8 protein-coding genes are annotated in these 13,134 nt (G+C 73.3%); all 8 read right to left on the reverse strand.

Going from position 1 to position 13,134, the window contains the following annotated elements; genetic code table 11:
• Nucleotides 1-16: 16 nt before the first annotated feature.
• Nucleotides 17-1,501, reverse strand: a complete 1,485-nt coding sequence (locus ACIQNG_RS18285) for an AlkA N-terminal domain-containing protein (protein WP_401424850.1) — start codon at nucleotides 1,499-1,501, stop codon at nucleotides 17-19.
• A gap of 93 nt (nucleotides 1,502-1,594) precedes the next feature.
• Nucleotides 1,595-2,128, reverse strand: a complete 534-nt coding sequence (locus ACIQNG_RS18290) for a hypothetical protein (protein ID WP_401424851.1) — start codon at nucleotides 2,126-2,128, stop codon at nucleotides 1,595-1,597.
• Between the two features lie 194 nt (nucleotides 2,129-2,322).
• Complete coding sequence (gene lpdA / locus ACIQNG_RS18295; RefSeq protein ID WP_401486087.1) at nucleotides 2,323-3,735, reverse strand: dihydrolipoyl dehydrogenase; 1,413 nt, start codon at nucleotides 3,733-3,735, stop codon at nucleotides 2,323-2,325.
• 181 nt (nucleotides 3,736-3,916) lie between these two features.
• Nucleotides 3,917-7,822 (reverse strand): glycoside hydrolase family 2 TIM barrel-domain containing protein, encoded by a 3,906-nt coding sequence (locus ACIQNG_RS18300; RefSeq protein ID WP_401486090.1) that lies wholly within the window; start codon nucleotides 7,820-7,822, stop codon nucleotides 3,917-3,919.
• A gap of 266 nt (nucleotides 7,823-8,088) precedes the next feature.
• Complete coding sequence (locus ACIQNG_RS18305; RefSeq protein ID WP_401486092.1) at nucleotides 8,089-8,598, reverse strand: O-acetyl-ADP-ribose deacetylase; 510 nt, start codon at nucleotides 8,596-8,598, stop codon at nucleotides 8,089-8,091.
• 50 nt (nucleotides 8,599-8,648) lie between these two features.
• Complete coding sequence (locus ACIQNG_RS18310) at nucleotides 8,649-10,058, reverse strand: phytoene desaturase family protein (protein ID WP_401424858.1); 1,410 nt, start codon at nucleotides 10,056-10,058, stop codon at nucleotides 8,649-8,651.
• 183 nt (nucleotides 10,059-10,241) lie between these two features.
• Nucleotides 10,242-11,087: an inositol monophosphatase family protein gene (locus tag ACIQNG_RS18315; RefSeq protein WP_401486094.1), complete on the reverse strand. Its 846-nt coding sequence runs from the start codon at nucleotides 11,085-11,087 to the stop codon at nucleotides 10,242-10,244.
• Nucleotides 11,088-11,221: 134 nt separating this feature from the next.
• A complete protein-coding gene (locus ACIQNG_RS18320; RefSeq protein ID WP_401486096.1) occupies nucleotides 11,222-13,048 on the reverse strand; it encodes a gamma-glutamyltransferase family protein in 1,827 nt (608 codons plus the stop codon).
• Nucleotides 13,049-13,134: the final 86 nt, after the last annotated feature.

A 13,134-nucleotide genomic window follows, 5' to 3' on the forward strand; every position in this document is an offset into this window, starting at 1 on the left:
TTCTCGGTCGCAGGGGTCAGACGGGCAGGAAGTTGATGGGGTGGTCGTCGGTCGCCCAGAGGTACTGGACCGCGTACGCCCGCCAGGGCCGCCAGGCCGTCGCGCGGGCGGTGAGGGCGGCCGGGGTGGACGGCAGGCCCAGTTCCCCGGCGGCACGGCGGATGCCGAGGTCGGTGGGGAGGAAAGCGTCCGGGTCGCCGAGGGCGCGCAGGGCGATGACATCGGCGGTCCAGGGGCCGAAGCCGGGCAGATCGAGCAGCCGCCGCCGGGTCTCGGGCCAGTCGCTCTCGACGCCCAGGTGCAGGGTGCCGTCGGCGAGCTGGGAGACCAGGGTGGTGAGGGTGGTCCGGCGGGTGCGGGGCATGGCCAGGGACGCGGGGTCCACGGTGACGAGCCGTTCGGGCGTCGGGAAGAGATGGGTCAGTCCGCCCTCGGGGTCCTCGACGGGGTCGCCGTGGGCGGTGACCAGCCGGGCGGCGTGGGTGCGGGCGGCGGCGGTGGAGACCTGCTGGCCGAGGACGGCCCGCACGGCGAACTCGGCCTCGTCGGCGGTGCGGGGCACCCGGCGGCCCGGGGCCTTGTCGACCAGCGGCGCGAGCACCGGATCGGCGCGCAGCGCGTCGTCCACGGCGACCGGGTCGGCGTCCAGGTCGAGCATCCGGCGGCAGCGGGCGATGGCGACGGGCAGGTCCCGCAGATCGGTGAGGGTGAGCCGGCAGGCGACATGGTCGGGGCGGGGGGTGAGCGCGACGATGCCGTGGCCGTACGGCAGCCGCAGCGTGCGCCGGTAGGCGCCGTCGCGCCACTCCTCGACACCGGGTACGGCGGTGGCGGCGAGGTGGCCGAAGAGGTTGTCGGGGTGGAGCGGGGCGCGGAACGGCAGGCGCAGGGTGAGCGCCCCGGTGACGGCCTGCGGGTGCTGGCCCTTGGGGCGGCGGGCGCGCAGGGCGCTCGGGGTGAGGGCGTAGACCTCGCGGACGGTGTCGTTGAAGGTGCGGATCGAGGCGAACCCTGCGGCGAAGGCCAGCTCGGCCATCGGCAGGGTGGTGGTCTCGATGAGGAGCCGGGCGGTCTCGGCGCGCTGGGCGCGGGCGAGGGCGAGCGGTCCGGCGCCGAGTTCGGCGAGGAGCTGGCGCTCGATCTGGCGGGTGCTGTAGCCGAGCCGGGCGGCGAGTCCGGTGACGCCCTCGCGGTCCACGACGCCGTCGGCGATCAGCCGCATGGCGCGCGCGACCGCGTCGGCCCGCTGGTTCCACTCCGGGGAGCCGGGGCTGGTGTCGGGGCGGCAGCGCTTGCAGGCCCGGAAGCCGGCCTGCTGGCAGGCGGCGGCGCTCGGCAGGAAGACCATGTTCTCGGCCTTCGGCGGCACCACCGGGCAGCTGGGCCGGCAGTAGATCCCGGTGGTCAGGACCGCCGTGAAGAACCAGCCGTCGAACCGGGCGTCCTTGGAGCGGACGGCGCGGACACAGCGTTCGGTGTCGGTGTGCATCCCGTTCTGCATGGGTCAAGCATCGGCGACCGGGGCCGCTCGGGCTGGCGGGAATCCGACCTCTACCTCGGCTGTGCTGCGCCGGTCCGGATCACTGTACGGGTCTCACAGGGGTGCGGGGCGACCGCCGTGGGCGGCGTGCCTGCGGCGGCTCGCCGCCTCCTGTCCGGAGGCCAGCGCCCAGATGATGAACACGTCGATGGCCATCATGACGACGGACCAGACGGGCGCGTAGGGCAGGAAGAGGAACTGGGCGACCAGGCTGAGCGAGGCCAGGGCGATGCCCGCGACACGGCCCCAGGCCGCGCCCGTCAGGACGCCCCAGCCGGTGATCGCGAACAGCGCGCCGAGGACCACATGGATCCAGCCCCAGCCGGTCAGGTTGATCTCGTAGATGTAGGTGCCGACGCTCGCGTACACATGGTCGTCGGAGATCGCGGCGACGCCCTGGAGGATGGCGAGGACACCGCCGACAAGCATCAGCACTCCGGCGAAGGTGATGCCGCCGGTGACCCAGCCGCCGCCCCCCGCGTCGGTGCGCTGCGGCGGGGGCGCGGTCCAGGCGTCGCCGGTCTCGCTGTCGGGCCGTCGGGGGCGGCCCTGCGGCTCGTCACCCGGGTGCGGTGCGTTCTGGCTCATGGGCTCAGCAGAACCCGGGAGCGGGCCGCGCGGCGAGCGCTGGGGGCCGTACGGGTGAACTCGCCGGGGTGTCGGGCCCGGGGTCTCAGGCAGCCCGGGGTGTCGGGCCCGGGGCGTCAGGCAGCCCGGGGCGTCAGGGCCCGGGGCGTCAGGGCCCGGAGTGCGTACGTCGTACCCCTGGACGGTGGTCCGGTTCACATGTTGATCATGTGGCCGGCCAGTCCGTGCACCGCCTCCTTGACCGCCTCGCCGAGCGTCGGGTGGGCGTGGACGTTGCGGGCGACCTCGTGGACGGTGAGGTCCCACTGCTGGGCCAGGGTCAGCTCCGGCAGCAGTTCGGTGACGTCGGGGCCGATGAGATGGCCGCCGATCAGTTCGCCGTGGGTGGCGTCGGAGATCAGCTTCACGAAGCCGGCGGTGTCGCCGAGGCCGTGCGCCTTGCCGTTGGCGGTGAAGGGGAATGTGGCCACCTTGACGTCGTGGCCCAGCTCACGGGCCTGGTCCTCGGTGTAGCCGAAGCTGGCGATCTGCGGCTGGCAGTAGGTGGCGCGGGGGATCATCACATGGTTCAGCTCCATGGTCTCCGCGTCCGCGAGGGTCTCGGCGGCGATCACACCCATGGACTCGGCGGCGTGCGCGAGCATCAGCTTGGCGGTGACATCGCCGATGGCGTAGAGGTGCGGCACGGAGGTGCGGCAGCGGCCGTCGACGTCGATCGCGCCGCGCTCGGTGAGCCGTACGCCCGTCCTCTCCAGGCCGTAGCCCTCGACGTTGGGCTGGAAGCCGATGGCCTGGAGCACCTTGTCGGCCTCCAGCACCTGCGGGGAGCCGTCCTTCGCGGTGACCGTGACGGCGACCCGCGCCCCGGACTCGTCGATGCCGTCGACCCGGGTGGAGGTGAGCACGTCGATGCCCAGCCTGCGGTACTGCCGGGCGAGTTCGGTGGAGACGTCGGCGTCCTCCAGCGGGGCGATCCGGTCCAGGAACTCGACGATCGTGACCTTCACGCCGTAGTTGTGCAGGATGTACGCGAACTCCACGCCGATGGCGCCGGCGCCCGCGATGATCACGGACTGGGGCAGTTCCTCGGCGAGGATCTGCTCCTCGAAGGTGACCACGCGCGAGGTGCGGCGGGTGCCGGGCAGCAGTTTGGGGCTGGCGCCGGTGGCGATGACGCAGTTCTCGAAGGAGAGGGTGCGGGTGGTGCCCTCGTAGTCGGTGACCTGGAGGGTGTGCGCGTCGAGGAAGGTGCCCCGGCCGTCGAACTCCGTGATCTTGTTCTTCTTCATCAGGTAGTGGACGCCCTTGACCCGGCCGTCCGCGACCTTGCGGCTGCGCCGGTACGCCTCGCCGTAGTCGAAGGTGACGGTGCCGTCGACCTTGATGCCGAAGGTCTTCTGCTCACGGGTGACGATATGGGCCAGCTCCGCGTTGCGCAGCAGGGCCTTGGTCGGGATGCAGCCGACGTTCAGACAGACGCCGCCCCAGTACTTCTCCTCCACCACGGCGACGCGTTTGCCCAGCTGGGCGGCGCGGACCGCGGCGACGTACCCGCCGGGCCCCGCGCCGAGTACCACGACGTCGAAGCGCTCGTCCTGCTCGTCCATGCGGGGGCCTCTCCCTGGATCCGTGACGTACGGGCGGCGCGGCCGGCCGGGGTGGGACCGGCGGTGCGCGGGGGCGGGTGGGCCCCCGGGGAATTGTTTCTCCCCGGAAAGCTCCCCGCCACCGTGATCGACGCACTATGACGCGCCTCGCCTTCCGTACCGCGCGCCTCGCGGGCGCCGCCTACCGGGTCCCGGTGGGCCGCCGGGTGAGGGCCTGCGCGTCCGCCACGTCCCGCAGGGGCCGCAGCCGGTAGGTGTAGCGGTACTCCCGGTCGGCGTGCAGCTTGAACTCGTCGTGGGTGTGCGCGCCCCAGCTGTCGTCGCCGCCGACGCCCATCTGGCGGTGGTTGACGCGGAGGACCACCTCTTCGCGCGGGGTGAGCTGGTAGTCGTGGCGGGCCCCGCACGACAGGTCCTCCGGCGTGTGGTGGGAGGCGTTGATCTCCAGCAGGGGTTCCCCGCTGACCAGCAGTCCGGTGCCGTCGGGGCCGGTGAGCGCGGCCCAGCGGACCTCGGTCCTGTTGCCGTTCTCCTGCGGGCGCACATACGGGGTGCCCTGCCCGGTGACCGTGCCGGAGTGGCGGCCGACGTCGGTGCCGTCGTGGCGGTCCCAGTGGTTCTCCTCGGGGCCGCGCCCGTAGTAGTGCAGCCGCTCCAGCCGGGCGGGCAGGAACAGCAGGGTGCCGACCTCGGGTATGTAGGGCAGCCCGCCGGAGCCCGGGCGCAGGCTGTTGTCCACCTTGATCTCGCCGTTGCCGAAGACGGTGTAGGTGGTGCCGTACGTCGACTCCGGCGCCGTCGGCAGGGTGCCGCGCACGGCGATCTCCACGGCCCGGTCGCGCAGGGCGCGCACGGTCACCCCGGTCACTGTGCGCCGGGTTCCGGCGTCGCGCCAGACCTGGTTGCGGACGTGCTGGCCGTTGCCCTTGTCGTTGTCGGTGGGCGCCCGCCAGAAGTTGGGCGCGGGGCCGGAGGCGACGAGGGCGCGGCCCCGGGCCTCGTAGGCGGTGATCAGGCCGCTGCCCTTGTCGACGGTGACGGTGAAGTCCGCGCCGGTGACGGTGACCGTCCGCTGTCCGTCCTCGTGGCGCAGGCGCGGCACGGTGTCGAGCGGCACGGGGGTGACCTCGGGGCTCCCCGCGTCGAGCCGTAGCTGCTCCCGGGCCACTTCGAAGCCGGGCGCGGCCCAGGGGGTGCGCTCCTTGGTGGTGAAGGACAGCTCCAGGAAGTACTCGGCGCCGGGCGGCGGGTCGGCGGGCAGCCGTACGGGGACGGTGACCCGCCGCTCGCTCAGGGGCGGTACGTCGAGCTGGGCGCGGGTCAGCCGGCCCCCGCCGATGGTCTCGCCGTCCCTCACCAGGGCCCACCGGCCGTCGTAGTCACGGAGGTTGGTGAAGAGGTGCTCGTTGATGAGGGTGACCGTGCCCGCCGGGCCGTCGGCGGGGGTGGCCCGGATCGCCTGGTAGGTCCGTTTGACCTGGGCGGCCTTGCCGGTGTGGCCGCGGTCGGCGAGGACGATGCCGTCGGCGGAGAAGCTGCCGTCGTTGGGGTTGTCGCCCCAGTCCCCGCCGAAGGCGGCGAAGGATGTCCCGCGCGGGCGTTTCTCGGTGTGCCCGGCGTCGGCGGCGTCGAACCAGAACCGGACGCCCTCGTCGCCGGGTCCGCGCCGGGTGGAGGCGAGTTCGGCGGCGGTGAGCGCGCGGGCGTGGACGCGGGCGCGGCGGATCGTACCGCTGAACTCCCGGGTCCAGTTGTCCACGTCGGTGGCGAGGGAGAGCGGGGCGGTGCTGCGGTCCGGCCGCCGGTCGGTGCCGCGGGTGGCCCGTACCGTGCCGTCCACGTGCAGGGTGAGGGTGCCGGCGTCCGCGTCGAAGACACCCGCGATGTGGTGCTCCCGGCCGGTCCAGTCGTCGGGCACCTCCCAGCCCGCGGTGATCCACTGGCCGCCGCCGTGGATGAAGAACTCCAGGGTCCGCTCGGTCTGCTTGAGCGCGTACTGGGTGTCGCCCTTGGCGAGGATCGGCTGGTGGTAGCCGGTGTGGTGGGGGGTCACCCAGGCTTCCAGGGTGAGGGAACCGGTGAGGTCGAGGGAGTCGTCGCGGGCGAAGACGGTACCGCCTGACACCCCTTTCGCCCGGTCGAAGGAGCCGCCGGGGGCGAGGATCTCCCCGGTCAGCGCGCGGGGGCCGCGTTCGGTGAGCAGCTGCCGGGACGGGGTGGGCCAGTCGAGGGCCTGGTCGGCGAAGTCCCAGATCCAGCCGCCCTGGAGGACGTCGTGGCGGCGGACGACGTCCCAGTACTTGGCGAGGTTCCCGGTCGAGTTCCCCATCGAGTGGGCGTACTCGATCATCACGTAGGGCCGCCGGTCGCCGCTGTCCCGGGCGCGGGCCTCGACCCGGGCCGGGCTCTCGTACATCTTGGAGCGGATGTCGCTGATCGCGGGCCGGTCGTCGCCCTCGTACTGGATGACCCGGGTGGGGTCGTAGGAGCGGATCCAGTCGTGCATGGCGACGAAGGTGGAGCCGCCGCCCGCCTCGTTGCCGAGCGACCAGATGACGACCGAGGGGTGGTTCTTGTCGCGGTGCACCATGTTCTGCGCGCGGGCCACACAGGCGGCCCTCCAGTCGGGATGGTCGCCGGGGTACTCGTCGCGGATGCCGTGGGTCTCGACGTCGGCCTCGTCCACGAGATAGATCCCGTACTCGTCCGCCAGCTCCAGCCACAGCGGGTTGTTCGGGTAGTGGGAGGTGCGGATGCTGTTGATGCCCAGCCGTTTGGCGGTGGTGATGTCTTGGACCATGTCGGCGCGGGTCAGGGCAGTGCCGCGCACCGGGTGCATCTCATGGCGGTTGGTGCCCCTGAAGGAGACCGGCTGCCCGTTGATCCGCATGAGCCCGTCCTTCAGGGCGAACTCCCGCAGCCCCACGCGGTGCGACAGGGTCTCGGTCACCGTGCCGGACGGATCGCGCAGCCGGAGCACGGCGGTGTAGAGGTACGGCTCCTCGGCGGACCACAGCCGGGGCCGGGGCACGGGTCTCGCCGCCTCTACGGTCGTCTCCGCGCCGTCGGTGACATCGGCCCGCTGCCGCAGCGGCCGGGGCCAGACGGCGTGACCGTCGGCGTCGTACAGCTGGGTCTCGACGGAGTACGCCCCGGCGCCGTCGCCGCCGTGGTCGCGCACGCTCGCGGTGACCGACAGCGCGGCGGAGGTGTGGCCGTCGCCGAGCGGGGTGGTGAGCCTGAAGTCGCGCAGCCGCACGGGCGGGGTGGAGTAGAGGTAGACCGAGCGGAAGATCCCGCTCAGCCGGATCATGTCCTGGTCCTCCAGCCAGTCGCCGTCGGAGTACTTGTAGACCTCCACCGCGATCCGGTTGGTGCCCGGCCGCAGCCGGTCGGTGATGTCGTACTCGGCGGGGGTGTAGGAGTCCTCGTGGTAGCCGGCGAGTTCGCCGTTGATCCAGACGTAGTGGGCGGACTTGACGCCCTCGAAGTGCAGGAACGTACGCCGCCCCGACCAGCCGCGCGGCACGGTGAAGGTACGGCGATACTGGCCGACGGGGTTGTGCCGGGTCGGCGCGGCCGGGGGCCGGGCGTTCTCGCCGCGGCCGTTGGCGCCCCACCAGGGGTAGGTGATGTTGACGTAGATCGGCACGTCGTGGCCGTGGGTCTGCCAGGTGGCGGGCACGGGGAGGGTGTCCCAGTCCCGGTCGTCCAAGTCGGGGCGGTGGAAGTCGGGGTCGCGGTCCTCGGGCCGCTCCGCGTAGGCGAACTTCCAGGTCCCGTCGAGACTGAGCCGGTACGGCGAGCGGGTGCGGTCGCCCGCCAGGGCCTGGCGAATGTCGGCGTACGGCATGAGCGTGGTGTGCGGGGGCTCGGTGCCGAGGCGGAAGACATCCATCCGGCCGTTCCACTCGGGTGGCGCGGCGGCGTCGGGGGCGGCGCCCGGGGACGCGGCGGCGGGGGCTCCGGAGAGGGCGAGGGCCCCGAGGAGGGCGGCACCGCCTTCCAGGAGCCGCCGGCGGCTGACGGTGGGGCGGGAGTGGGGGGCGTGGGGGGCGGAGTGGGGGTGCGGGTGCGGGTGCGGCATGACCGTGTCCTTTCGGGACGAACAGATGCGCTGCACGAACTGAGGGCGGGTCAACTCACGGCGCTGCGGGCTCCTGTGGGGGGAGGCGCGCAGGCCGGCGGAAAAGGGCGGCTGCGAGCGCTCACCCTAGAACTCGCACACAACCGAAGCAATTGCCGCGTCGGAATTTGTTGAATCCTGAGAGATGGACGGGACTACGGGGATGGGGGCCTGGGGTGCGCTCAGCTCGGGTCCGGGGCGGGCTCAGCTCAGGTATCCGGGCGGGATCAGTCCGTCTGCTGTGCGAACGCGGCGTACGCGGTGTCGTCGAAGAGCACGAAGCGGACCTCCGTCACCGCCGTGTCCGTCGTCCGGACCGTCTCGACCGCGATCCGGGCTCCGTCGTCCATCGGCCAGCCGTAGACGCCGGTGGAGATCGCGGGGAACGCGACCGTACGGGCGCCGAGTTCGTCGGCGATCCGCAGCGACTCGCGGTAGCAGGAGGCCAGCAGGGCGGAGCGGTCCTCGGTGGTGCTGTGGACCGGGCCGACGGTGTGGATCACCCAGCGGGCGTCCAGCTCACCGGCGGTGGTGGCGACGGCCTGACCGGTGGGCAGGCCCTTGCCGTAGTGCCCGGCGCGCAGCGCGCGGCACGCTTCGAGGATCGCGGGGCCGCCGCGCCGGTGGATGGCGCCGTCCACGCCTCCGCCGCCGAGCAGTGAGGAGTTCGCCGCGTTGACGATCGCGTCGACCGACTGACGGGTGAGGTCGCCCTGGACGAGCGTGAGGGTGGTCATGTCGGCCTCGGTGCCTGGGAGTTCGGGTGGGGGGTGGGTGCCGGTGCCGGTCAGGTCTGCCGCAGTCTCCGCCAGACCGCTTTGGCCGCGTTGTGGCCGGACATGCCGTGGACCCCGGGGCCCGGTGGGGTCGCGGAGGAGCAGAGGAAGACCGCCGGGTGCGGGGTGCGGTACGGGGAGAGGGTGAGCCGGGGGCGCAGCAGGGTCTGGAGGCCGGAGACCGCGCCGGAGGCGATGTCCCCGCCGACGTAGTTGGCGTTGCGGGCGGCGAGTTGGGGCGGTCCGGCCGTGGCGCGGGCCAGGATCCGGTCCCGGAAACCGGGGGCGAAGCGCTCCAACTGGCGCTCGATGGCGTCGGTGAGGTCGCCGGTGTAGCCGTTGGGCACATGGCCGTAGGCCCAGAAGACCTGCTTGCCCGCCGGGGCGCGGGTCGGGTCCACCACACCGGGCTGCACGGTGATCAGGAACGGCCGCTCGGGTGCCCGGTCCTCCCGGGAGGCCGCCCGCAGCGCGGTGGCGATCTCGGCGCTGTCGCTGCCGATCTGCACGGTGCCTGCGGTGCGGGCCTCCGGCGCGGTCCAGGGCACCGGGCCGTCGAGGGCGTAGTCGACCTTGAAGACTCCGGGGCCGTAGCGGTAGCCCGCGTAGTACGAGCCGAAGCCGGCGATCCGGGCCAGGGCGGTGGGTGAGGTGTCGAAGATGTACGCGCGCGCGGGCGGCAGGTCGTCCAGGCGCTTGACCTCGAAGTCGGTGTGGACGGCGCCGCCGAGTTCCGTGAGGTAGGAGGTGAGGGCGTCGGAGATCGACTGGGAGCCGCCCTGGGCGAGGGGCCAGCCGCGCGCGTGGGCGGCGAGGGCGAAGACCAGGCCGATCCCGCCGGTGGCGAAGCCGTCGAGCGGGGCGATGACATGGGCGACCAGGCCCGCGAACAGTGTTCTGGCCCGCTCGTCGTGGAAGCGGCGGGTGAGCCAGGTGGACGGGGGCAGGCCGACGAGTCCGAAGCGGGCGAGGGTGACCGGGTCGCGGGGCAGTGAGGTCAGGGGCAGTGACATGAAGTCGTGGGCCAGCGTGTCCCACCTGGCGAGGAAGGGCTGGACCAGTCTGCGGTACGCCCCCGCGTCCCGCGGGCCGAAGGACGCGGCGGTCTCGGCGACCGAGCGGGACAGCACGGCGGCGGTGCCGTCGGGCAGCGGGTGGGCCATGGGCAGCGCGGGCTGGAGCCAGGTCAGTCCGTGGCGCTCCAGGGGCATGGCACGGAACGCCGGGGAGTTGATCCCCAGGGGGTGGGCGGCCGAACACGGATCGTGGCGGAAGCCGGGGAGGGTCAGTTCCTCGGTGCGGGCGCCGCCGCCCACCGTGCTGCGGGCCTCGAAGACGGCCACGGAGAAGCCGCGTCTGGCCAGCTCCACGGCAGCCGTCAGTCCGTTCGGCCCCGCACCCACCACGACCGCATCGAGCATCGACGGCACCTTCGGACTCCTTCGTCAGCCGATGGCCACTCCCGATCAGGATAGGCCGCCCCACCGACACCCCGGGCGGGGGCCACGGCACGGCTTCGCCGGAAGGCGGGTTCACGGGGGTCCGCCGGGGGGCCGCCGGGGGGCCGCCGCAGGCTGCCGCCGTGCCGAGGGGGGCGGTGTGGCTCAGGCGCCGTCCGTCAGCAGCGCCGCCACGCGGCGGGCCGTCGCCTCGTCCCGGGCCGCCGTGAAGGGCAGGACGTTGCCGCCGGTGATCCGGAAGGGGTCGCCGTCGCGGGTGAGGTGGGCGCCGCCCGCCTCGGTGACGAGCAGCAGGCCCGCGGCGTGGTCCCAGGCCGCCTCCCAGGAGAAGGCGACGGCGTCCGATGCGCCCCGGGCGACGGCCAGGTACTCCAGGCCCGCCGAGCCGCAGGGGCGCGGGGCCACGCCCGGCACGCGCAGGCCGAGCAGGGCCCGCTTCTGCTCGTCGGTTGTGTAGTCCGGGTGGGAGGTGGCCACCCGCAGGTCCTGGCCGGCCTCCGGCGCTCCGGCCAGCAGCCGTACGCCGTCGAGGTGGGCGCCCCGGCCGCGGACCGCCGTGGCGAGTTGGTCGAGGGCGGGGGCGTAGGTCCAGGAGGCGAGCAGTTCCCCGCCGCGCGCGAGCGCGACCAGCGTGCAGAAGCCGTCCTCCCCGTTGACGAACTGGCGGGTCCCGTCGACGGGGTCCACGATCCACACCGGCGCGTCGCCGCGGATGGCCGCGTAGGTCGCCGGGTCGGCGTGCACCGCCTCCTCGCCGACGACGACCGAGCCGGGCAGCAGGTCGCCGAGGGCCTGGGTGAGGAACAGCTCGGCGTTGCGGTCGGCGTCCGTCACCAGGTCGTGCGGTCCGCTCTTCTGGTCGACCTCGTGGTCCGCGAGCCGCCGGAAGCGGGGCAGGATCTCCGCCGCCGCGGCCTTGAGGATCGCGTCCTCCACGTCAGCGCCGTGCCGTGCGAGAAACTCGTCGATGGTTTCCATGTCTTCGTTCATGCCCTCCATGAGAACACGGGGCGCTGACATTCCCCGCCGGGGCCGTGTACTCCCAGTGGAATCGGCATGAACGCACGAAGACGCACCTCAGGGCAGGCATCAGCGCACGTGATGCCGCTGGGGCCGGTGGCGGGTCAGCGCCCGACGGCGTATCCCTGCATCCCCCTCGGGTTGGCCGCCGCCGACAGGATCCCGGTGCGCGGGTCCCGGGCGACCGCGCACAGCCGCCCCTCCGACCAGGGCTCGCCCACCGTGACGTCGTGCCCCCGGTCGCGCAGCGCGGCGACGATCTCCGCGGGCATCCGGGACTCGACGGTGACCGAGCCGGGGCGGGTGCCGCGCGGGTAGAAGGAGCTGGGGAAGCTCTCGTTGTGCCAGTTCGGGGCGTCGATGGCGCCCTGGAGGTCGAGTCCGCCGCGCACGGTGTGGCGCAGGGCGACGGCCAGGAAGAAGTGCAGTTGCCACTGGTCCTGCTGGTCGCCGCCCGGGGTGCCGAAGGCCAGCACGGGGACGCCGTCGCGCAGGGCGAGGGACGGGGTGAGGGTGGTACGGGGGCGGCGGCCGGGGGTGAGGGAGTTGGGCAGGCCCTCCTCCAGCCAGGTCATCTGGAGCCGGGTGCCGAGCGGGAAGCCCAGTTCGGGCACGACGGGGTTGGACTGGAGCCAGCCCCCGCTGGGGGTGGCGGAGATCATGTTGCCCCAGCGGTCGACGACGTCCAGATGGCAGGTGTCGCCACGGGTGAGCCCGTCGGCGCCGACCCTCGGCTCACCCGGTGCGGTCCGCGCCGCCGGCCGGGCCACCGTGGGCTCGCCCGCGCCCATCGAGCTGCCGCCGGGTTCCCCGTTCGCCCCGGCCCCGATCTGCCGACACAGCCGTGCCGTACGTCCGCCCGGGCTGCCGGGTCGCAGCGCGAGGGACGCCCGCTCCCCCACCAGCTCACGCCGCTGGTCGTTGTACTCCCGCGACAGCAGCTCCGCCACCGGCACCTCGGCCGCGTCGCCGTACCATGCCTCGCGGTCGGCCATGGCGAGCTTGCAGCCCTCGACGAGCAGATGCACGTACTCGGCGGAGCCGTAGGGGGGCAACTCCTGCGGAAGCAGCGCGAGTTGCTGGAGGAACGCGGGGCCCTGGCTCCAGGGTCCTGCCTTGCACAGGGTCCAGCCGTTCCAGTCGTGGGTGACGGGGGCCTCGTAGTGCGCGGACCACCCGGCGAGATCCTCGGCGGTGAGGGTGCCGGTGTGGTGCTCGCCGCTGGTGTCCAGGGTGGGGCGCCGCGACTGCCGTACCAGCGCCTCGGCGATGAAGCCGGACCGCCACACCTCCCGGGCGGCCTCGATCCGGCTCTCGCGGTCGCCCGCTCCGGCGGTCTCGGCGAGCAGGCGCCGCCAGGTCGCCGCGAGCGCGGGATTGCGGAAGGGCTCACCGGGGCGGGGGGCCTGTCCGCCGGGCAGGTAGACGTCGGCCGAGGTCGTCCACTCGGTCTCGAACAGCTCGCGCACCGACTCCACCGTCGCGCCGACGTTCTCCACCGGCGGGTGCCCGTGCTCGGCGTAGCCGATGGCGTACTTCAGCACCTCGGCGGGGGACTTGGTGCCGTGGTCGCGCAGGAGCAGCATCCAGGCGTCGAAGGCCCCGGGCACGGCGGCGGCGAGCGGTCCGGTGCCGGGGACGAGTGCGAGGCCGAGCGCCCGGTAGTGCCCGACACTCGCCCCGGCCGGGGCCACGCCCTGACCGCACAGCACCCGTACGTCGCCGCCCGCCGGGGCGAGCAGGATCGGCACCTCGCCCGCCGGACCGTTGAGATGCGGCTCGACCACGTGCAGGACGAACGCCCCCGCCACCGCGGCGTCGTAGGCATTGCCCCCGTCCTCCAGTACGGCCATCGCGGCCTGCGAGGCCAGCCAGTGAGTGGAGGACACCATGCCGAAGGTGCCCTGGAGGGTGGGTCGGGTGGTGAACATCGGGGCTCTCACCTCGTTCTTTCCGAAGGTCGGCCTGGATGATAGGCGCTCATGATCGGCGCCGGGGAGAATCCGGGGAGTTTGTG

The organism is Streptomyces sp. NPDC091377 (genome assembly GCF_044757045.1).
In the GTDB taxonomy this organism is placed as follows: domain Bacteria; phylum Actinomycetota; class Actinomycetes; order Streptomycetales; family Streptomycetaceae; genus Streptomyces.